Below are 21,603 nucleotides of genomic sequence, written 5' to 3'. Positions count from 1 at the left end.
GACGTCAGACGTTTGCTTCGAGCGCGAGCAGGTTCAGCACGACCAGGATGACGTCGCTGTTGTCCGGCGCGATCTCGATACCGAGCGCGGCCTCGATCCAGCCGCCGATCTTCGTGCGGGCGAAATCGGCGGGCGTCGCGGTTTTCTTCATCGTCACGCCGAGCTTGCGGGCGCGATAGTGATACGACGGCACGCCGTGTTCGTCCGCGACGCCCTTCAGGCCGCCGTCGCGGTCGCGGTATGCGCCGAGCGTGCCGGCGAGAATCACGCGATCGGCGTCGTCGAGCGATGCGACGAACACGCGCGCCGCCACGCGCACCGCGGCTTCGCTCAGCCCGTGCTCCGCGAGCGGGCATTCGACCGGATCGTCGATCGAATGTGCCTGCGTATCGATCTGATCGGCCATGCCGTCGACTTCGAGCGACACATTGCGCTGATGGCTCGCGCTGCGCAGGCAATCGATCAGATAGCGGCGGAAATACGCGCACAGCGCGAAGCCGCTCGACGGCGCGCTTTCCGGGCAGGCGTGCGACACGGCGCGCTCGGGCTCGAGCCGCAGCACGCGCGAAAAGATGAACTGCGCGATCAGCTCTTCCTTGTCTTCGTGCAGCGCGCGCAGCTCGGTCGGATGGTAGCCGTGCAGCGCCGCCCGCACGAGCACGTAGATGCGTTCCATCTCGATGCGGCTGAGGCTCGCCCGCCGGTGCCACAGGTCGGGCAGCGACGGGGTGTCGGGCATGAGGGCCGCGCCGGCGAGATTCAGCGCGTCCATGATGGCATCCTGAGAGCGCGCGACACGTTGTGATGCCGCGCAATGGCGCGCATGACGAGCGCCATCGGCAAGACGGAGCGGGGCGGCGCCTCCTGCCCGGGCGCGCCGGGGGCGGGCTCGGCCTCTTCGGGCCGGACGGAGCGAAGAACTTCGGCGGACGTCGACATGGCGCCTCCACGGCCTTTGATTCAGTGAAGGAAGCGCCGGTGATCGATCCGGCTCGCGGCCCGGCGCGGCTTGTCGCGAGTCGTCGGAGCCGGTTGCGCGATGCGCGGCGGGTCCGTGATTCAAAGGTAGGGAATGCGCCGGCGCTGCAACATCGGCCGAACGATCTACATCGAAAGTCGTAGGGAGGAGGAACACGCCAGGAGAGCGTCAGTAAAGAGACGAACCGGCGGCGCGCGTTTGTCATCGGCGCGCGTCGGGCCGTGCGTTCGTGCAATCGCGGGCGGCGCCGCTCGTCTTGTCGATGAACCCGCTGCGCGGACGTCCCGCGCGACAGCGAATCGCGACGGGAGACGCGGCATGGCGAGCTTTCTCGATAACTTCCTCGGCCATCCCCAGGGCCTGACGTACTGGGCGAATCAGTTGAAGGGCGCGGGGCGGCAGGCGGGCGCCACGGTCAACATCGCGCAGGTGGAGGTGAAGGGGCGCGTGTTCCTTCTCGCTGGCATCAACTCGTCGTCGCAATGGACGCGCCGGCAGCGCGAGATGCTGCACGCCTGGAACGTCACGCCGGTGCCGTCGCTGTTCAGCGGGCAGATCAGGCGGGAGAACGGCGGCGATCTGCACGCCGAGGAAAACATGGTGATCTATCTGAATGCCGTCGGCGGACGCGCACTGCGGTGGAGTTGCGCGGTGGTCGGCAAGTTCAGGCCGCGCGACGCCGGCTCGTGCTCGTACATCTGCGGGAAGTGCAGGAGCATCATCAGGCTGGGCGCGGGCGGACGAATCGAGGACAAGTTCGGCCGGCCCGAATGAAACGGCCGCGCTACTTCGCCGCCGGCGCGCCGCCCGGCTCCACGCGCGTTTCGCGCAGGACGAGCCTTCCTGAGGCATCCACCGATTCCGCGTCGCACGCGATCACGCGCTGTCCGATCCAGCGCGGATCGCGGCAGCGATGCAGTGTCGCGCCCGCGCGGCCCGCATCGAACACCAGAACGTCGTGCAACACGTGATCGCCGGCCTGTTCGCGTGCGCACTGGAACGCGAGACGCGCGCCCGCCACGCCGAACCCCGACGCATCCGTGCAGTCTTCGCTCAGCACCGTGCGCGCGCCGTTCGCGATCAGCGTCACGCGCGTGCGCCGGCCTTCGAGCGGATCGCCGGGCTCGGGCGCGTAGCGGCGCGCGAGCACGATGCCGCGTCCGTCGCCGATGCGCTCGACTTGCGACACGCGATCCGCGTCGGACCAGTTGACGGCATCGTCCGGCACGCGCGCGATCGAAGGGTCGACGGCATCGATGCGCCATGCCGCGAGCGAGTCCGGCCGCGCATCGCAGCGCTTCACGTACGCCTGGGCGAGGTGCTCGCCGATGCGCGAGCGCAGGGCGAGCGCCGCGCGCCGCGAAGCGTCGACGGCAGCGGCCCAGACGAAGCGGCCGGGCGCGTCGCCGCACTCGGCCGTGTTCACGATGAGTCCGCCGGGAAAGCGCGCCGACAGCGCCGCGCCCTGCCGCGCGATGCCGGCCGGCGAAGCATCGCTCGCGCCGACCACGAGCCAGAGCGGCGCGGCGCAAGTCATCGAGCACGCCGCCATCGCGGCGATCCCGCAGACGGTCCCGCGAACGCGCGCGCGCCTCACAAGCCGCTCTCCCGCTTCACGCGCGCGAGCTGCGAATTCGCGACGAGCTGCACATGCGCCCAGTCGCGAAAGCTCGACCAGTCGCCGCCCCAGAAAAGGCCCTGCTTCTTCGCTTCCTCGCCGAGCGCGCGCCAGAAGCCGGATTGCGCGGCGAGGGCGCTCCAGCCGTAGCGGCTGTCGATGATATCGGCGGCATAGGCGTCGGGCGTGCCATCGGGATGCTGCACGTTGTGAAAGCTGAACTTCACCTTGCTATTGCCATCGCGAAAGAGCCGCTCCTGCACCTGCACCGAGCGCCACCCGTAAAAGACCTTCGGCTGATAGCCGCGCTGCCCGAGCGCCGCCAGCAGGTTGCGCACCTTGGGGCGCAGCGCGGGCGTCAGGCTTTGCAGTTTCTTTTCGAGCGGCCATTGCGAACTGTCGCCGCTCCATTGCGCCGCGGCCCCGGGCGCGGCGGCCGCGGCGCCGCTCAACTTGCGCCAGCTCGCGTGCCCGGGATCGATGCGGCCATCGGGCACCGGCAGAAAGCTCGCCTGAAAGCGCCGTATCGCGTCGATCGTCTCGGGCCCGCACACGCCGCGCAGCGCGCCGGGATCGTAGCCTTTAGCGCGCAGCAGATCCTGCACCGTGACGACGTCCGGCGCGAGGTTCCTGCCTTGCCATCCCACCGATGCCGACAGCGTGCTCATGAGCGGCTCCTTATCGATCCGGTCGCTGTCACTGAGACGATCATGCGCCGGCGAAACTGAAACCGGCCGCGCCGAACGCCGATGAACGCCGATGCACACGCGCCCGCGCCACGCCAATGCGTTCAAAAACGCGCCGTACCGCTCGTTTTGCCGGTGCCGCCGGATAGACCATGACGCGTCCCGCCGCCGGCGCTGATCCGCAACGGGAGGTCACGTGAGCATCCGCCGTCTTCACCTCGAAAGAACCACCACGCTGACGCGCTGGACGCTCGCGCTGGCCTGCTGCGCGAGCCTCGCCGCGCCGCTGGCCGTGCGCGCGCAAGGCGCGAGCGCCGCCCCCGATTCCTACGAAGCGTTCCACGCCGCGCAGGAATTCCAGCGCGATGCCGAATCGCTCAAGTCGCTGACGGCGGAAGGCCGCCTCCTGCTGGGACGCGACCGCGTGAAGCTGCCGGAATATCAGTACTGCAGCCTGAGCGTCGCGGCGGCCGAACGCGGCGATTTCCGCGACAGCATCGAGGCCGCGTCGCGCGCGCTCGTGCTCGCGCAGCAAAACGACAATCAGGATCTCGTCGCGCTGTCCAAGCGCGATCTCGCGATCGCCTACAGCTACGCGGGCGATCTGGACGACGCCGAGCGCTACGCCCGCGAGGCGCTCGATGCGAAGCCGCGTCATCCCGAGCAGGTGTACGCGCCGTCGAACAAGGTGCTGGGCGACGTCGCGGCGCGGCGCGGCAAATCCGACGAGGCCGCCGCGGCCTACGCGCGCGCGCTCGACACGGCATCGGAGCGCTTCCGGCCGCTCGTTTTGCTGTCGCTCGCGAACGCGCGCATCGCCGCCGGGGACACCGACGGCGCGCGCGACGCGCTCGCGCAGGCCGGCACGCCCGCGCCCTCGCTGCAGCCGATGGTCCGGCGCATCGAGGGCAATCTGCTGCTCGCGCAGGGCAAGCCGCAGGACGCCGCGCGCACCTTCGAGGCGGCGCTCGCGCAGGCATCGGCGGAAGACGCGAGCTACGACCGTCTGTGGGCGCATGACGGCCTGGGCCGCGCGGCGCTGGCCGCGGGCGAACCGGCGGCGGCGCGCAAGGCTTATCTGGCCGCCATCGAGGACTCCGAACGGATTCGCGCGCGCTTTCGCAGCGACGAGTTCAAGACCGGTCTGTTCGGCAATATCCAGACGGTCTTCGAGCAGGCGATCTCGCTCGCGGCCGCGTCGGGAGATTACGAAGAAGCGTGGCATCTCTCCGAGCGCGGCCGCGCCCGGGCGCTGCTCGACACGGTGCGCGGCCGCGTCGCCACGGGCACGGATGCGGCGGCGCTCGCGGGCCGCGCGCCGGCTCTCGACGAAGTGCGCGGCGTGCTCGCGGCGGACGACGCGCTGATCGAGTTTCAGAGCCTCCAGGATCGCCTGATCGTCTGGGTGATCCGCACCGATGGCCTGAAGGGCTACACGCTCCCGCTCGCGCGGGCCGGCTTGCAGCAGGCGGTCAGCGCGCTGCGCGATGCGATCGTCGCGCGCAATCCCACGGCGCTCGCGCTCGCAGGCGACCTGCATGCGCAACTGCTGCAGCCGCTTGCGCTGCGCCCCGGCGAAAGGCTCATCATCGTGCCGCACGATGCGTTGCACTATCTGCCGTTCCAGGCGCTGCGCGAGGACGGGCGCTTTCTCATCGAGACGCACGCGGTGGCGATCGAGCCGTCGGCGGGCATCGCGGTGCAGCTCGCGGGGCGCGGGCGGGACGTGGGCAGCAGTCTCGTGGCGTTCGGCAATCCGCAGATCGGGCGGGGTTTCGCGCTGCCGGGCGCGGAGGCCGAAGTCAGCACGATCGCGCCGCTTTTCGCCGACAAGTCCGTGTTCCTGCGCACCCAGGCGACGCGCGACAACTTCACCGGCAGCGCCGATGCCGGCCGCGTGCTGCACGTCGCGACGCACGCGCAGGCCGACGCCATCGATCCGCTGCACTCGCGGATCCTGCTCGCGCCGTCGCTGCAACCCGCCGACGGTCCGTCCTCGCTGCTCGCGAAGGACATCTACAACCTGCGCCTCGACCGCACCGCGCTCGTCACGTTGTCGGCGTGCGAGACCGGGCTCGGGCGCGTGGAGCGCGGCGACGAGATCACCGGCTTCACGCGGGCGTTCTTTTCGGCGGGGGCATCGAGCCTGATCGTGTCGATGTGGCCGGTCTCGGACGCTTCGACCTCGCTGATGATGCGCACCTTCTACAAGCAGCTCACGCAGGGCGCGCAGGCCGCCGACGCGATGCGCGACGCGCAGCTCGCCGCGCTGCGCACGCCGCGCTTCGCGCATCCGTTCTACTGGGCGCCCTTCGACCTGATGGGCAACTGGCGGCTCAGCATCGCAAGCGCGACGGTGCCGCAATGAACGCGCTACACGCTCCCCGCGCGCTTCGCCTTCGCACGCCGCGCCGCGCGGTCGCCGCCGCGCTCTGCGCCGTCACATCGCTGGCTGCGGGCGGCGCCGCCGCACAGACGCAGCCGGTTCCCGGCGCGGGCATCGGCGGCGGCCTGAATCAGGCGCCGAACGCGGGCGCCGTGCTCAATCAGGTCGAACCGCGCGAGAACCGGCCGTCCGAGCCGCCGCCGCCGACCGCGCTGCCGGCGCTGCCGTCATCCGCGCCGGCTGAGGCCGGCGTGGCGGCGGCGAGCGCCGCGACCGTCGATCTGCGAGGCGTTCGCCTCGTCGGCAACGATTCGATTCCCGCCGACGAGCTCGCCGCGCTGGCGCAGGACCGCATCGGCAAGCCGGCGACGCTCGCGGACCTGAACGACATCGCGCGGCGCATGACCGCGCTGTATCGCCGGCGCGGCTATCCGCTCGCGCAGGTGATCGTGCCGCCGCAGGACGCGACCGACGGGTACGTCTCCTTCACGGCGATCGAAGGACGCGTCGAGCGCATCCAGGTGAACATGGCGCCGGGCACGCCGCTGCCGGAGGCGAGCGTGCGCGCCCGGCTCGCGTCGATCGAAAAGGGCCGCGCGTTGCGCGAGCAGGATCTCGAACGCGCGATGCTGCTGCTTTCGGATCTTCCCGGCATCAAGGTCGGCTCGGCGCTCGAGCCGGGCAACGAGCCGGGCAGCGTGATTCTCGATGTCGACGTGGCTCCCGCGCGCCGCTGGGACTTCGCGATCAGCGGCGACAACTACGGCGCGCCGTCCACCGGCACCGGGCGTCTCGGCATGATCGCGCGGCTGAACTCGCCATTCGGCATCGGCGACAACCTCGACCTGCGGCTGCTCGGCACGCAGCGGCTCGACACGATGTACGGGCGCATCGGCTACGACGCGCCGATCAACGCGTACGGCACGCGCCTCGGCGTGGGCTACGCGCATCTCTACTACAACGTCGGGCAGAACTTCAGCGCGCTCGGCGCGCACGGCGAGGCGGATGTCATCGATCTGGCGGTGTCGCATCCGCTGATCCGCGCGCGCAATCAGACGCTGCTGCTGCGCGGCGGGATCGAGTATCGCAATCTCGTCGACAAGATCGGCTCGCTCGGCCTCGACACGCCGAAGTCGCTCACCGACGTGAGCGCCGGGCTCGCATGGGAAAGCCGCGACGGGCTGTTCGGCGGCGGCTTCAACAGCGCGTCCGCGAGCCTCGTGTTCGGCACGCTCAATATCCGCTCGGGCGAGGCCAAGGCGCTCGATCAAAGTCCCGTCGGACGGCACACGCAGGGCACGAATCTGCACGCCGTCTTCAGCGCGAACCGGCTCAACCGGATCACGGATCACGTCAATCTGTTCGTCGGCGTGTCCGGGCAGTGGGCCAACAGCAATCTCGACAACTCGTCGCGGCTCCTGCTCGGCGGCCCGCAGGCCGTGCGCGCCTATTCGCCGGACGAGGCGCTGGTGGACGAAGGCTTCATCGCCACGGTGGAAGGGCGCTACGCGGTCACGCCGGGCTTCACGGTGTTCGCCTTCTACGACATCGGCCGCGGCTGGTACAACGCGCAGCCGATCCCGGGCCAGCAGGTCAACAGCATCACGAGAAGCGGGGCGGGCATCGGCGCGTTCTGGGCCGCGCCGGGCGGCATCACCGTGCAGGGCACGCTCGCGTGGCGCACGTCGTCGCCGGACACGACCGGCAACGATCACCGCCCGCGCTTCTACGTGCAGGTTTCGAAAGCATTCTGAGCAACGCCATCGGACAGGAGGCGACGATGCGCACCACGTCACGCAGAAGACGCAGCGGCACGCTGCGCCACGCGATCTTCGCGGCGGCCGGCCTCTTTGCCGGCGCCATCACATTCATTTCGGACGCCATCGGCAATCCGTCGGGCGGCGTGGCGGTGCGGGGCGACGTCAGCGTCTCGGGCGCGAACACGTCGAATATGGTGATCAACCAGCGCAGCGACCGCGCGGCGATGCAGTTCGACACCTTCTCGATCGGCCAGGGGGAGAGCGTGCGGATCGTGCAGCCCGGCAAGTCGTCGATGCTGCTCGGACGGGTCGTCAACCTCGATCCGGTGGTGAGCACGATCGCCGGCAGCCTGCAGGCGACCGGCGGCTTCATCCTCGTGAATCCGGCGGGCGTGGCCTTCACGCGCACGGCCTCGGTGAACGTCGGCTCGATGGTCGCCTCGTCGCTCGACATCGACCCGGACACCTTCATGTCGGCGAAAACGGGCTTCACCTTCTCCGGCAAGAACGGCGCCGCCGTCACCAACGCGGGCGTGCTGACGGCGGCGCAGGGCGGCACGATCGCGCTGCTCGGCGGCCAGGTGCGCAACGACGGCACGATCAGCGCGCGCCTGGGCACGGTGGCGCTCGCGTCGGGCAACGCGGTCACGCTCGACTTCGCGGGCGACGGGCTCACGAAGATCACCGTGAGCGAAGGCGTCGCGCGCGCGCTCGCGACCAACGGCCCGGCCGGGCGCTTGCTCGCCGAAGGCGGCCAGATCGTGATGAGCGCGCACGACGCCGAGGCGTTCACGGGCGCGGTGCTGAACCAGCAGGGCTACATCAGCGCACTGAGCATTCAGGAGCGCAACGGCCGCGTGCTGCTCGACGGCGGCGCCAACGGCGTCACGCAGATCGCCGGCCAGGTCGATGCGAGCGGCGGCTCGTTTCAGCCCGGCGGGCGCATCGACGTACAGGGGCGCGACGTCGCGCTGCTCACGGGCAGCCGCGTGAACGCGCGCGGCACCTCGGGCGGCGTGGTGAACGTGAGCGGCTCGAACGCCGTGTGGATGGCGCCCGGCGCGTTCGTCGATGCGTACGGGCTGGGCTCGTTCGGCGGACGCGGCGACGGCGGACAGATTTTCGTGAACGCGGGCAACGCGGCGCGCCTGTACGGCAGTTTCGATGCGACGGCGGCGGAGGGCGGCGGCAACGGCGGCGCGCTTTACACATCGGCGCATTATCTCGACGCATCGAGCGCGCGGGTCAATCTGGGCGCGATGGGCGACGGAAAGAGCGGCACATGGCGCATCAATGCGGCGGCGATCGATATCGTGGCGTCGGGCACGCCGGGCACGAGCGCGCCGCCGCTTGGCACGCCGCCCGATTTCTCGGCCGGGCCCGCGACGAGCCTGCTGGCTGGCACGAAGATCGGCGAGCAGTTGAGCCGGGGCACGTCCGTCACGGTCTCGACGAGCGGCTGGACGCAGGGAGGCCGCGGCACGCCCGGCGACATCAACGTGAATGCGCCGATCGCGAAGGACGGCAGCGCAGACGCCACCTTGCAGCTACAGGCCGCCGGCTCGATCCGCGACGGCGCGGCGGCCATCGGCGCGACCGGCGGCAAGCTCGATGTCGTGCTCGACGCCAATGTGGAGGATCTCGGCACGCCGCAGTCGATTCGCCTCGGCACGCAGGAGACATCGGCCAACATCTTCAGCAACGGGGGCGACGTGCGCATCAACACGCGGCCCGGGCAGCAGCGCGTGGCGGTGGAAATCGCGAATTCGATCATCGATACGCGCGTGGGCGGCTCGGCCAATCCCGCGACCGGCTCCGATATCGAGAAGAGCGGCGCGATCACGATTCACGGCCAGGGCGCGGGCGCGACGCTCGGCTCGTCCGGGCCCAACGACTCGCGCGGACCGGCGGCGGTGAGGCTGCTCGGCTCGACGCTGCGCACGTCCAGCGGCGCGATCGAGATCGAGGGCTCGCCCGGCGGCGGCACCTCGGCGCCGACGAGCGGCGTGGTGATCGGCGCGCTGCGGGCGCAGGCGCCGGGCCCGCTTCCCGCCGACGCGCGGCGCTCGCTCGTGCGCAGCGTGTCGGGGCCGGTGCGCATCTATGGCATCGGCACCGACCCCACCGGCACGGCGAAGATCGAGATCGCCGGCGTGCGCGTCATGAGCGAGACGACGGTGCAGTCGGACACGAATTCCATCGATATTCGCGGCAGCCTCGCGCGCCCCGCCGGTACGCCGACACCCTTCGCGGACCGCGGCCTCGCGCTCGACGCGGCGACGCTGCGCGCGACCGGCGACGGCGCGACCATTTCCCTGACCGGCGCGGCAAGCAACGACGACTACGGCCTGCTGTTCAGCAGCTTTCTCGACGGCGTGCAGAGCGGCGGCCCGACCATCGCGACCGGCAGGAACGGCACCGTCGTGCTGCGCGCGCTCAACAACGGCACGAGCAACAGCGTTGCGTTCTTCGGCGACGTGAAGTTCACCACCGGCGCGAACGGCGCGCTGGCGATCCTGCCGGGCGGCATCGACGACAAGTTCGGGCTCACGCGTGCCGACGCCACGCCGATCAATCTCTTCAGCATGGGATCGGGCCTGAGCCTGGACGCCACGACGCTCAAGCAGACCTTCGCGGGTTTCGACACCATTGCGATCGGCAGCCCGACACAGACCGGGCGCATCACCGTGAACCGCGACTGCCCGGGCGGCGGACCGGCGTGCCGGCCTTCGCTGTCCAATAACCTGACGCTCGCCAATCCGGGCGCGGGCAGCCAGGGCATCCAGCTCGGCTCCGGTCTCGCGACGCCGGGCAAGACGCTGACGCTGCAATCGGCGGGCAGCGTCACCGATCCGGGCGGCATCGCGGCCAACGGGCTCATGCTCGGCGGGCCGGGCACCTTCACGCTCGACGACCGGGCCAACGACGTCAACGTGGTGTCGTTCGCCGGTGCGGGCAACGTGACGTTCACCGACGCGCACGGCTTCACCATCGGCTCGATGACGTCGCGCATCTTCGATCCCGCGTCGGGCCGCTTCGTCGCCCTGAACGCGGCCGACTCGACGCTCACCGGAAGGCTGCGGGCGGTCGCGGAGCAGGGCGGCATTACGCTGGGCGGCGGCGCCGGCGCGCAAAACGGTTCGGCCAACGGATCGGCGAACACCAGCCTGCGCGCGAAAGGGACCATTGAACTGGCGATGGAGAGCGGCCAGTTCCGCAACGCCGGCACGGGCACGATCGCGTCCGACGATGCGTGGCGCATCTACGCGCTCAACAGCCAAGGCGAGGTGCGCGGCGCCGTGCGGCCGGGGCCGGACAAGCCCAACCTCTATGGCTGCACGCTCGGCGGCGGATGCTCGTGGGGCGGCACGGTGCCGGCGACGGGCAATCACTTCGTCTACGCCCAGCAGCCGACCATCACCGTCACCGCCGACGACAAGACGCGCCTCGTGGGCGAGCAGAATCCGCCGTTCACGGCGACGGTGAGCGGGCTCGTCAACGGCGACACGGAAGCCGGCGCGCTCACGCGGGGATTCACGACCAACGCGACGGAGCAGTCGGCCGTGGGCGCATACACGATCACGCCGGCTTATACGTCGCAGGTGGGGTACAAGATCGAGGCGAAGCCGGGCGCTTTGCACGTGGACAAGGCGAAAGAGTCCGATCCGCCGGCCATCCGTCCGAAACGCGAGCCGAGCTTCCCGCCTCCGGACCGGGACCCACTGCCGAGGACGGACCCGGACACAGACCCGAGCCGGCCCTCCGCCCTGGCCGGATTGCAGACGCTTTTTTCCTCGCGCGAGGAAACCTTCGTCTACGAGAACAATCTCCAGGGCCAGGCGGAAATCTGCATCGGCTCGAACCAGCCGGAGTTCTTCACCAACGCGCCCGGCGAAAAGGCCGATCCGCTGGCGCTCGAGTGGAAGCGGGTGCGCGCGCAGCCGAACCTCAATCACTGCATCAGCGTGACGCGCAAGCACGGCTGCGACGATTTCTGAACGGACGGGGGCCGCCGCGCTTTCGGCGACATGGCGCCGAAAGCGCGTTAGTGCACGGTCACGTCGATGCCGAATTCAGCCGCGCCGAACGCGCCCGGACAGGCGTTCGCGCCCGGCTTGCACCGCGCATCTCCCGCGAAGGGTGAATAATCCGGCATCCGAAGCAATGCGGCTCGCTTTTGCGCATCCTTCGGGAAGGTGTCGACATCCTTTCCCTGCCGCAGCCCCGCGCGCGCGAAACTGCGCGGCGCGAGCGAGACGAGCGCGAGGAAGCGCACGCGGCCGGGCGTATGGTCGGCTACCATCGGCCAGTCGGTATGCGGCAGCAGCAGCGTCTTGCCCGCCTCGATCCGGTTGCCGCGATGATGCCGGTTGGGAAAAAGCAACTGATACTCCCCGAGCGGATCGACGCTGAAGATATAGAGATAGCCCGCCATCGCGCTGCGCACTTCGAACTGGAGATCTTCGCCGCTTTCGACCGATGCCCGCAGCGGCGTCGCGACGACGGCGATCGATGGATCGGACAGCGCGACGATGCGCGCGAGCTCGTCCGCGGCGGTGTAGTCGGCGAGGGGCGGCGCGATGTTCGTCGCCGAAGCTGAAGTCGACGCCGACGCCGAAGCTGAAGCCGATGCCGACGCCAATGCCGAAGCCGACGCCGACGCAGCCGGGCCGGGCGGCGGCTCGATCGAAGACGCCGGCGTCGTGTCGCTTGCGCTCGCGCTCGTCGCGATATCGGGCGCGGGCTTCTTCGGCTCGACCGGTTGAAGCGGCTTTTCCGGCTCGGCCGGCTTGAGCGGCCCGCTCGCGGGCGGCGTCGGCGCGGGCCGCAGCGCATGCCACGCCGCGCCGCCGGCTAGCGCCGCGACCGCAATCGCGACCGACGCGAGCAAAGGCGCGCGCGAGCGCATCGGGCGGACGTGAGCGAGGCGCGACGGCAACGCGCCGCTCGACGCGGCGCCCGTGCGCATATCGACCGTCGGTCCGTGCGTGCGCTGCGCTTCGAGACTCAGGCCGAGCTCGCTCGCGAACGCCTCGACGCTCTGCGGCCGGTGCTCAGGGCGCACCGCGAGCGCATGATCGATCGCGCGCAGAAAGGCCTCGGAGTAACGTCCCGCCAAGGTCCGCGCGAGCGGCACATGACTGTCGTGCATCATCCGTCCGACCGGGCTCGGCGGCGTCGTACCGCGAATCGCCCAGTGCACCACGGCGGCGAGCGCATAGAGATCGGTCCACGGTCCCTGCTGCATCGTCGCGACGGTGTCGAACTGTTCGAGCGGCGCGAAGCCCGGCTTGTAAATCACCGTCGGCGCCTGTCCCATGTCGTTGATGACGCGCCGCGCCGCGCCGAAATCGAGCAGCACCGGCCTGCCGTTGCCGGCCCGCAGCAGAATATTGTCGGGCGCGATGTCGCGATGACAGCAGCCCGCGCCGTGCAGCACGCCGAGCGCTTCCAGCACCGGCCCGAGCAGCGCGAGCAGCCAGGCCTGCGAAGGCGGCTCGGTCAGGTCGCGCAGCGTGTCCCTGAGCGTGAGGCCTTCGTAGAAGGGCATCGCCATATAGGCCGTGCCGTTCGCTTCCCAGTAGCGGAACACGTTGACGAGCGACGGATGATTGAACTTCGCGAGCAGCCGCGCCTCCTTGATGAAGCACGCGAGGCCGGCGGCCAGCGTCTCTTCGAGGCGCGTGGAGCGCACCGTCATGCGTCCCGCGCCGCCGCGCGCCGCGAGCGAGCCCGGAAAGTATTCCTTCACCGCGACGGTGCGCTCGAGCCGCGTATCCCACGCGCGATAGACAATGCCGAAGCCGCCCGCGCCAATCAGATCGAGAATCGTGAACTCGGCGAGCTGCGTGCCGGGCGGCAATGCGTTGCCGCTCGCTGCGTCCGCGCGCTCGCGGGGCATGTGCCCGACGATGAGCGTCTTGTCCTCGTCCTCGCTCGTCATGATCCGCCGCGCGCTTCCGTGCCCGCTTCCGTGCCCGCTTCCGTGCTCATTGCCGCGCTCTTTTCGCCGCCGATCCATACGGCGAGCGCCGAGTAATTGTCGTGACGCGCGGGCGCGCTTGCCCGCACCCGCGCCGACATGCGACCGATCCATTGCGCCGGCGAATCCGCGTCGCGCAGCGCTTCGAGCATGAAGGCGTCGTCGACGTAGGTCCACAGGCCGTCCGTGCAGAGCAGCACGGCGTCGCGCGCCAGCACGCGGCGCGTGCCCTCGACGCAGTCGATGCGGGCGCCGTCGCGCGTGCCGAGCGATGCCACCAGCACATTGCGATGCGGCGCGCGGCGCGCGTCGCCGAACGGCACAAGGCTCGCGTCCATCAGCTCCTGCGCGAGACTGTGATCGCGCGTGCGCGCGCCGATAGCGCCGCCGCGAAACCAGTAGAGCCGCGTGTCGCCGCTATGCGCCCACGCCGCCGTGCGCCTCTCGCGGTCGATGGCGAGCACGAGGCCCGTCGAGCACATGTCCGCGAGTTCGCCGCCGCGCGCCTGCTCCTCGACGATGTTCGCGTGCGCGTGCAGCAGCGCGCGCCTCAGGCGCTCGCCGTCGGGCGGCAATTCGGCCACCGTGAGAAAGCGCAGATCGGCGAGCGTCGTGTCGATCACGATGCGCGCGGCGATATCGCCCGCGCCGTGACCGCCCGCGCCGTCGGCGAGCACGCAGTAGTAGAGGCGCTCGCTGATCCATTCGCCGAGCGCATCCTCGTTGCGCGCGCGGCCGCCCTGCTCGGTGAGACTGGCACTTTCGAGTTGCACGCTGGCCTCCTTATGCCTCTGATCTTCCGCCGGCCGCGCGTTCACGCACGCGGGCGCTGTCCATAAGACGGGCGTCGTCCGCCGCGGCTGAAACGCGCGCGCCGAAAAACGCGCAGCGCTTTTAAAAAAGGCGCGGCAGCTTCGTTCTGTCGAAGCCGGGCGCATCGCCGCGCATCGCCCGATGCCGTTGCAAAGCGCCCGCGGCCATCGATCCGCTTGCCACGAACCCGCCATGACCACGCTCGACATCGACGCCTTCACCGCAGACATCTCGCCGGACGCGCCGTGCGGCGACGACGTGGAGTACGACCCGGCGTTCCGCGCGCTGGAGGACGCCGTCGACGGCAAGCCCGAAGCGGAATACGGCGACACGAAAGTGCCCCCGACGCCGCCCGACTGGCGCGCCGCGCTGGCGCTCGCAAGCGAGCTGCTGGCGAAGAGCCGCGATCTGCGCGTGGCCGTGCATCTGACGCGCGCGCTGCTCGCGCGGCATCGTGCACAAGGGCTGGCGGATGGCCTTGCGATCATCGCGGGACTGATCGAACGAAGCTGGAGCGCGTTGTATCCGCGGCTCGATCCCGACGACGGCGACGATCCGACCGCGCGTGTCAGCGCGCTCGCGCTGCTCGCCGATCCGCTCGGATTGCTAAAGGATCTGCGCGACGCGCCGCTCGCCGATTCGCGCCGCCACGGCCGCTTCTGCCTGCGCGACGTGCAATGCGCGGCCGGCGTCGCGCCGCCCGCCGACGCGCAGCCGGTCCCGATCGCATCGATGGAGGCGGCGCTCGCCGACGACGCCGAAGCCGCCGCCGCCACGCTCGCCGCGCTCGATGCCGCCGCCGCGAACGTGAGGCGCATCGAAGCGGCGCTCACGGCGCACGCGGGCGCCGCGTATGCGCTCGATCTTTCGGCGCTCGCCGCGCCGCTGCGCCAGGCGGCCGCGTTCATCCGCGAGCGCCTGCCGGACGCGCACGCCGCGCCGCCCGAATCCGGGCCCGACGGCGAGCCCGCCGCGGACGCGGCGCGCGCCGCGCGCGCGGCGGCGCCGGGCGAGGTCGAAAGCCGCAAGGACGTGGTCGCGGCGATCGAGCGCATCTGCGCCTATTACCGCAGACACGAACCGTCGAGCCCGGTGCCGCTGCTCCTGCATCGTGCCCGGCGTCTCGTCGACAAAGGCTTCATGGAGATCCTGCTGGACCTCGCGCCCGATGGCGTCGGACAGGCCCGGCAAGTGAGCGGGGAAGTGCAGGAGTAGCGAATTTTCGTCGTGCAGACACTTTGAGAAGGGGAATGGCCGTGAGCAAACCAAGCAGCCAGAAGTTCTTCAGGAACAATCGCGCGCCGCGCGTGCAGATCGAATACGACGTGGAGGTCAACGGCTCCGAGAAGAAGGTCAATCTGCCCTTCGTGATGGGCGTGATGGCCGACCTGAGCGGGCAGGCGACCGCGCCGCTCGCGCCCGTCGCCGACCGCAAGTTTCTCGAGATCGACAACGGCAACTTCGACGAGCGCCTCAAGTCGATGAAGCCGCGCGCCGCCATGCAGGTGCCGAACCGCCTGACGGACAAGGGCAATCTCGCCGTCGACATCACCTTCGAGAGCATGGACGACTTCTCGCCCGACGCCGTCGCGCGCAAGGTCGCGCCGCTCGCGAAGCTGCTGGAGGCGCGCGGCCAGCTCAAGAACCTGCTCACCTACATGGACGGCAAGACCGGCGCCGAGGAGCTGATCGCGCGCCTCCTGAACGATCCCGCGCTGCTCCAGGCGCTCGCCAGCGCGCCGAAGCCGGCCGGCGACGCGCCGGACGGGGCAGAGGGCAACGCGGACGGCGCGGACGGCGCGGCGTCATCGAACGGCGCATGAGTGGACAAACCGGAGACATTCACTATGTCAGAGCAAATGGCGGAGCAGGTCGCGGAAGAGGCGGATCGGGCCGAAAGCAGCACGCTCGCGGCGAACGAGTTCGAATCGCTTCTGCAAAAGGAATTCAAGCCGCGCAGCGACAAGGCGAAGGAAGCCGTCGAAACGGCGGTGCGCACGCTCGCGGAACAGGCGTTGCGCGACAGCGACACGATCTCGGGCGACGTGCTGGGCACCATCGAGAAGCTCATCGCGGGCATCGACAGGATGCTCACCGATCAGGTCAACGAGATCATCCATGCGGAGCAGTTCCAGGCAGTCGAAAGCGCGTGGCGCGGCCTGCACTATCTCGTCAGCAACACGGAGAGCGACGAGCTGCTCAAGATCCGCGTGATGAACATCTCGAAGGCCGATCTGCACAAGTCGCTCAGAAAGTACAAGGGCGCCATCTGGGACCAGAGCCCGATCTTCAAGAAGCTCTATGAAGAGGAATACGGCCAGTTCGGCGGCGAGCCGTACGGCACGCTTGTCGCCGATTACTACTTCGACAACAGCGGTCCCGACGTCGATCTGCTCACGCAGATCAGCCGCATTGCGGCGGCGGCGCACTCGCCGTTCATCGCGAGCGCGGACCCGGCCGTCATGCTGATGGATTCGTGGCAGGAGCTTTCCAATCCGACCGATCTGACCAACATCTTCCAGACGCCGCAGCATGCCGCGTGGCGCTCGCTGCGCGAATCCGAGGACTCGCGCTACGTCGGTCTCGCGATGCCGCGCTTTCTCGCGCGCGCGCCCTACGGCGCGAAGACCAACCCGGTCGAAGGTTTCGACTTCGAGGAAGACACGGCGGGCGCGGACAGCAGCAAGTACACCTGGGCGAACGCCGCCTATGCGATGGCGGTGAACATCAACCGCTCGTTCAAGGAATTCGGCTGGCTCTCGCGGATTCGCGGCATCGAATCGGGCGGCGCGGTGCCCGACCTGCCGGTGCACGCGTTTCCCACCGACGACGGTGGCGTCGACATGAAATGCCCGACGGAGATCGCCATCAGCGACCGGCGCGAGGCGGAGTTGGCGAAGAACGGCTTCATGCCGCTCGTGCACAAGAAGAACTCGGACTTCGCGGCGTTCATCGGCGCGCAATCGCTGCACAAGCCCGCCGTCTACGAAGACCCCGAGGCCACCGCCAACGCGAACCTGGCCGCGCGCCTGCCGTATCTGTTCGCGTGCAGCCGCTTCGCGCATTACCTGAAGTGCATCGTGCGCGACAAGGTCGGCTCGTTCAAGAGCAAGGAAGCGATGGAGCGCTGGCTCCACAACTGGATTCTCCAGTACGTCGACGGCGATCCGCTGCACTCGCCCGAGGAAGTGAAGGCGCGCCTGCCGCTCGCGGCGGCGAAGGTCGTGGTGGAGGAAGTCGAGGGCAATCCCGGCTACTACGCATCGAAGTTCTATCTGCGTCCGCATTATCAGCTCGAAGGACTCACGGTGTCGCTTCGGCTGGTGTCGAAGCTTCCGTCAGGCAATGCGGCCTGATGGTTGGTCTCACTGAATCAACGCTACTCATCAATCGGAGAAAGTCATGGCAATCGACATGTTCATGAAGCTCGGCGACATCTCGGGCGAAGCGCAGGACACGAAGCACAAGGGCGAGATCGAAGTGCTGGCGTGGAACTGGGGCCTGCATCAGACCGGAACGATGCACATGGGCTCCGGCGGCGGCACCGGCAAGGTGACGGTCCAGGACCTGTCGTTCACGAAGTACGCGGACAAGGCGAGTCCCACCATCATGCAGTTCTGCACCAAGGGCGACCATATGGACAAGGCCGTGCTGACGGTGCGCAAGGCCGGCGGCGATGCGCTCGAGTACTACACCGTCACGCTCGAAGACGTGCTCGTCAGTTCTTTTTCGACGGGCGGCTCGGGCGGCGAGGAGCGCTTCACCGAGAACGTCACGCTCAACTTCGCCAAGTTCAAGGTGATGTATCAGCCGCAGAACGCCAAGGGAGCGAAGGAGGGCGGCCCCGTGCACGCCACCTGGAACATCCCCGCCAACGCGCAAAGCTGAAGCGGCCGGGGCGCGCGGGCACGCCGCAACTGCCCGCGCGCCTGCGCCGGATCATCGTCGAACGGAACCTCGCCATGAGTGAAGTCGCCAGAAAGGACCGGCTGCTGCCGTCGCTGCTCGACCGCCTGACCGAGCCCGATTCCGCCGGAAAGCCGGGGGCGCGCGAACCTCGCCCGCTGTCGATGCGCGCGCTGCGCCGCAGCGTGGAGCGCGACCTCGCGTGGCTCTTCAACGCGAGCGCGCTGTGTTCGGCGCAGGACGTGGCGGGCTATCCGCACGTCGCGGATTCGGTGCTGAACTTCGGCTTTCCGGACATCGCGGGCAAGACGGCGGACGGCATCGACGCCGCCGCGCTCGAAGAGGCGATCCACAGGCTCGTGCGGGTCTTCGAGCCGCGCATCGTCCCGGACACGCTGCGGGTCACGGCGCTCGGCCGCGACCGGCCGGCGCGGCAGAACACCCTGTCGTTCCTGCTGGAAGGCGATCTGTGGGGACAGCCGTTTCCCGAGCGCCTGTATTTGCGCACCGATCTGGATCTCGAATCCGGCGAAGTGCGCATCTCGGACGAACTTGCGCGCGCCACGCCATGACGCCCGATCTGCTGCGCCACTACAGTCAGGAACTGCGGCACGTGCGCGAGATGGGCGCGGAATTCGCGCGCGACTTCCCGAACGTCGCGGCCCGGCTCGGCCTCGACGGCTTCGAATGCGCGGACCCGTATGTCGAACGCCTGCTCGAAGGCTTCAGCTTTCTCGCCGCGCGCGTGCAGGTGAAGCTCGACGCGGAGTTCCCGCGCTTCACGCAGCATCTCGCGGAGCTGGTGTATCCGCACTATCTCGCGCCGACGCCGTCGATGGCCGTCGTGCAGATCCAGCCCGATCTGGCCAATCCGGCGCTCGCGCCGGGCGTGAAGGTCGAGCGCGGCGCGGCGCTCTTCAGCGTGCTCGACAAGGCCGGCTCCACACGCTGCGAATACCGCACCGCGCACGAGCTCACGCTTTCGCCTCTCGAGATCGCCGAGGCGCGCTTCTTCACGCTGAGCGGCTCGCGCGACGCGGCGGGCATGCAGCCGGGTGTCGGGCGTGCGAGCGAAGTGAAAGGCGGGCTGCGCCTGCGCTTGCGCGCAACCGCCGGGCTGACCCTGGACCAGATCACGCTCGGGCGGCTCGTCGTGTTTCTGCGCGGCGCCGACGATCTCCCCCGGCGCATCCACGAGCGTCTGTTCGGCAGCGTGGCGGGCGTGTCGGTCGAGCGCCCGGGCGAGCCGGGCACGCGCGTCCTGCTGCCGGCTTCGGCGCTCGCGACCGTCGGCTTCGAGGAGAACGAGGCGTTGCTGCCGGTGAGCGCGCAGTCGTTCCCCGGCTACCGGCTGCTGCAGGAATACTTCGCCTTTCCGCAGCGTTTCCTGTTCTTCGCCATCGACGGGCTGCAGCCCGCGCTGCGGCGCGCGGCGGCGAAGGAAATCGATGTCGTCGTGCTGCTGTCCGGTTCCGACGACGCGCTCGAACGGATCGTCGATGTATCGAACTTCGCGCTGCACTGCACGCCGGTGATCAACCTGTTCGAGCGGCGCGCCGACCGCATCGCGGTAACCGGCGAGCAGTTCGAATATCACGTCCTGCCCGACCGCGCGCGGCCGATGGACTTCGAAGTGCATCAGGTGATGCAGGTGACGGGCTACCGGTCGAATGCAGAGGCGGAGCAGCACTTCGAGCCGTTCTATCGCGCGCGCGATCTCGGCGACGCGCACGAAGGCGGCGCGTGGTATCAGGTGCGCCGCGAGAAGCGCCTGCCGTCGGCGAGCCAGCGCGAGCGCGGCGCGCGCAGCAGCTATCTCGGCAGCGAGACGTTCATCGCGCTGGTCGACACGCGCAACGCGCCGTACCGCAGCGATCTGCGCCAGTTGGGCGTCACGGTCCGCTGCACCAATCGCGACCTGCCGGTCATGATCGCCCACGGCCGCGGCGCGACCGATTTCACGCTCGACGCGGAAGCGCCTGTCGAAAGCGTGCGCTGCCTCGAAGGGCCCGGCGAGCCGCAGCCCTCGCTCGCCGATGGCGCCGTGGCGTGGCGCCTGCTCGGGCATCTCGCACTCAACTATGCATCGCTGGTCGATCCGGGCGATCCGGACGAGCCGGACAGCGCGCGGCCGCTGCGCGAGCTGCTCACGCTCTATTGCCCCGCGAATCACGCGGCCGCGCGCAGGCAGATCGACGCGCTGCGCGCGGTCGGCTCGCGCGCCGTCACGCGGCGGCTGCCCGATGCGCGGGCGATCGCGTTCGGGCGCGGCATCGATGTCACGCTGCTGTTCGACGAAAGCGGCGGCGCTTCGGGCGCCTTCCTGCTCGGCGCGGTGCTCGCGCGGTTCTTCGCGCAGTACGTGTCGCTCAATTCCTTCGCCGAAACCGTCGTGAAGACATCGGGGCGCGGCGAGATCATGCGGTGGCCCGCGAGGAGAGGCGGATGCCGGACGCTCTAGAAATCGGCCGCGTGCTCGAAGCCGCCGCGCCGCGCTTCGACTTCTTCCAGGCGGTGCGGCTGCTCGAATGCGCGCACGCGCCGAAGCCGCGCGTGGGCGAATCGCCGCATCCGCGCGACGACTTCGTGCGCTTCGCTCAGGAACCCGAACTATGCTTCGCGCCGACGACGCTCGGCGGCTTTCGCGCGGGCCCCGCGCCCGGCAGCGGCCGTCTCCTCGTCAACTTCATGGGGCTGTTCGGGCCGAACGGTCCGCTGCCGATCCATCTCACCGAATATGCGCGCGAGCGCGCCCGGTTCGCGGGCGACGCCGCTTTCGCCCGCTATCTCGATGTGTTTCATCACCGCATGGTGGCGCTGTTCTATCGCGCGTGGGCGCAGGCTCAGCCCGCCGTGTCGCTCGACCGCGCGGGCCACGACCGCTTTTCCGTGTATGTCGGCAGCACGTTCGGCCTCGTGCCGCACGCCGCTGCGGGCGCGAACGAAGGCGCGGTTCCCGACTTCGCGCGGCTCCACTTCGCCGGCCTCCTCGCGCTGCCGACGCGTCCCGCCGCCGGATTGCAGCAGGTGCTCGCGCGCTTCTTCGACGCGCCGGTGCGTATCGACGAATGCGTCGGGCACTGGATGCGCCTGCCGCACACGGCACGCTCGCGCCTGGGACTGCCCGACGGCGCATGCCTGCTCGGCCGCTCCACGGTGCTCGGCGCGCGCGCGTGGGACCGGCAGCACAAGTTCCGCATCGTGATCGGGCCGCTCGGCCTCGCCGACTATCTGCGCTTTCTGCCGGGCGGCGCGAGCCTCGCGCGGCTCGTGCAATGGGTGCGCGGCTATCTGCGCGATCCGCTCGACTGGGACGTGCGCCTCGTCCTGAAGCGCGCGGAGGTGCCGCCTCTCGCGCTCGGGCGGCAGGCGCGGCTCGGTCACACGACATGGATCGGGAGCGGCCCGGCGCGGCGCGACGCGGACGATCTCGTCTTCGCGCCCGATCCCTCGCCGGGCGGCTGAAACCCAG

The 21,603-nt window shown here is 69.7% G+C and carries 16 protein-coding genes; 11 read left to right on the top strand and 5 right to left on the bottom strand.

The window, feature by feature from the left end; all coding sequences use genetic code 11:
* Positions 1 to 4: 4 nt before the first annotated feature.
* On the bottom strand, positions 5 to 772 hold the full coding sequence (locus AC1Z32_RS04465) for a hypothetical protein (RefSeq protein WP_483477489.1): 768 nt from the start codon (positions 770 to 772) through the stop codon (positions 5 to 7).
* Positions 773 to 1,297: 525 nt separating this feature from the next.
* Here AC1Z32_RS04465 and AC1Z32_RS04460 point away from each other — a divergent pair.
* Entirely contained in the window at positions 1,298 to 1,753 is a 456-nt protein-coding gene (locus AC1Z32_RS04460; protein WP_483477488.1) for a hypothetical protein, read from the top strand.
* 10 nt (positions 1,754 to 1,763) lie between these two features.
* Here AC1Z32_RS04460 and AC1Z32_RS04455 read toward each other — a convergent pair whose 3' ends face one another.
* A complete protein-coding gene (locus AC1Z32_RS04455) occupies positions 1,764 to 2,516 on the bottom strand; it encodes a hypothetical protein (protein ID WP_483477487.1) in 753 nt (250 codons plus the stop codon).
* 56 nt (positions 2,517 to 2,572) lie between these two features.
* Positions 2,573 to 3,265 carry a peptidoglycan-binding protein gene (locus AC1Z32_RS04450; protein WP_483477486.1) on the bottom strand — a complete coding sequence of 231 codons (693 nt, stop codon included), beginning with the start codon at positions 3,263 to 3,265 and terminating at the stop codon, positions 2,573 to 2,575.
* Between the two features lie 214 nt (positions 3,266 to 3,479).
* Here AC1Z32_RS04450 and AC1Z32_RS04445 point away from each other — a divergent pair, with 214 nt between their 5' ends.
* The 3 genes from AC1Z32_RS04445 to AC1Z32_RS04435 are packed head-to-tail and all read left to right on the top strand — an operon-like array spanning position 3,480 to position 11,427.
* Complete coding sequence (locus AC1Z32_RS04445; RefSeq protein WP_483477485.1) at positions 3,480 to 5,651, top strand: CHAT domain-containing protein; 2,172 nt, start codon at positions 3,480 to 3,482, stop codon at positions 5,649 to 5,651.
* Entirely contained in the window at positions 5,648 to 7,423 is a 1,776-nt protein-coding gene (locus AC1Z32_RS04440; RefSeq protein ID WP_483477484.1) for a ShlB/FhaC/HecB family hemolysin secretion/activation protein, read from the top strand. The genes AC1Z32_RS04445 and AC1Z32_RS04440 overlap by 4 nt, the downstream gene beginning before the upstream one ends.
* 26 nt (positions 7,424 to 7,449) lie before the next feature.
* A complete protein-coding gene (locus AC1Z32_RS04435) occupies positions 7,450 to 11,427 on the top strand; it encodes a two-partner secretion domain-containing protein (protein ID WP_483477483.1) in 3,978 nt (1,325 codons plus the stop codon).
* A gap of 47 nt (positions 11,428 to 11,474) precedes the next feature.
* On the opposite strand, the gene AC1Z32_RS04430 is transcribed toward AC1Z32_RS04435, so the two are convergent.
* Together AC1Z32_RS04430 and AC1Z32_RS04425 are read right to left on the bottom strand one after the other, a co-directional pair.
* A complete protein-coding gene (locus tag AC1Z32_RS04430; RefSeq protein ID WP_483477482.1) occupies positions 11,475 to 13,373 on the bottom strand; it encodes a protein kinase domain-containing protein in 1,899 nt (632 codons plus the stop codon).
* Entirely contained in the window at positions 13,370 to 14,185 is an 816-nt protein-coding gene (locus AC1Z32_RS04425; RefSeq protein WP_483477481.1) for a PP2C family protein-serine/threonine phosphatase, read from the bottom strand. Before AC1Z32_RS04425 ends, AC1Z32_RS04430 begins: the two co-directional genes overlap by 4 nt.
* 232 nt (positions 14,186 to 14,417) lie before the next feature.
* Between AC1Z32_RS04425 and tssA the strand changes: the two genes are divergently transcribed.
* The 7 genes from tssA to tssG all read left to right on the top strand — a co-directional run bounded on the left by tssA (position 14,418) and on the right by tssG (position 21,596).
* Entirely contained in the window at positions 14,418 to 15,440 is a 1,023-nt protein-coding gene (gene tssA, locus AC1Z32_RS04420; RefSeq protein ID WP_483477480.1) for a type VI secretion system protein TssA, read from the top strand.
* Positions 15,441 to 15,475: 35 nt separating this feature from the next.
* Positions 15,476 to 16,048: a type VI secretion system contractile sheath small subunit gene (tssB, locus tag AC1Z32_RS04415; RefSeq protein WP_483477479.1), complete on the top strand. Its 573-nt coding sequence runs from the start codon at positions 15,476 to 15,478 to the stop codon at positions 16,046 to 16,048.
* A 36-nt stretch (positions 16,049 to 16,084) separates the two neighbouring features.
* Positions 16,085 to 17,581: a type VI secretion system contractile sheath large subunit gene (gene tssC, locus AC1Z32_RS04410; protein WP_483478199.1), complete on the top strand. Its 1,497-nt coding sequence runs from the start codon at positions 16,085 to 16,087 to the stop codon at positions 17,579 to 17,581.
* A 46-nt stretch (positions 17,582 to 17,627) separates the two neighbouring features.
* Positions 17,628 to 18,113 carry an Hcp family type VI secretion system effector gene (locus tag AC1Z32_RS04405; protein WP_483477478.1) on the top strand — a complete coding sequence of 162 codons (486 nt, stop codon included), beginning with the start codon at positions 17,628 to 17,630 and terminating at the stop codon, positions 18,111 to 18,113.
* A 74-nt stretch (positions 18,114 to 18,187) separates the two neighbouring features.
* Positions 18,188 to 18,703, top strand: a complete 516-nt coding sequence (tssE, locus tag AC1Z32_RS04400; protein ID WP_483477477.1) for a type VI secretion system baseplate subunit TssE — start codon at positions 18,188 to 18,190, stop codon at positions 18,701 to 18,703.
* Positions 18,700 to 20,592 (top strand): type VI secretion system baseplate subunit TssF, encoded by a 1,893-nt coding sequence (gene tssF, locus AC1Z32_RS04395; protein ID WP_483477476.1) that lies wholly within the window; start codon positions 18,700 to 18,702, stop codon positions 20,590 to 20,592. Before tssE ends, tssF begins: the two co-directional genes overlap by 4 nt.
* A complete protein-coding gene (tssG, locus tag AC1Z32_RS04390) occupies positions 20,577 to 21,596 on the top strand; it encodes a type VI secretion system baseplate subunit TssG (protein ID WP_483477475.1) in 1,020 nt (339 codons plus the stop codon). The genes tssF and tssG overlap by 16 nt, the downstream gene beginning before the upstream one ends.
* Positions 21,597 to 21,603: the final 7 nt, after the last annotated feature.

It is taken from the genome of Caballeronia sp. 11_S32 (assembly GCF_056930355.1).
This window is presented reverse-complemented; position numbering and strand designations above follow the sequence as displayed.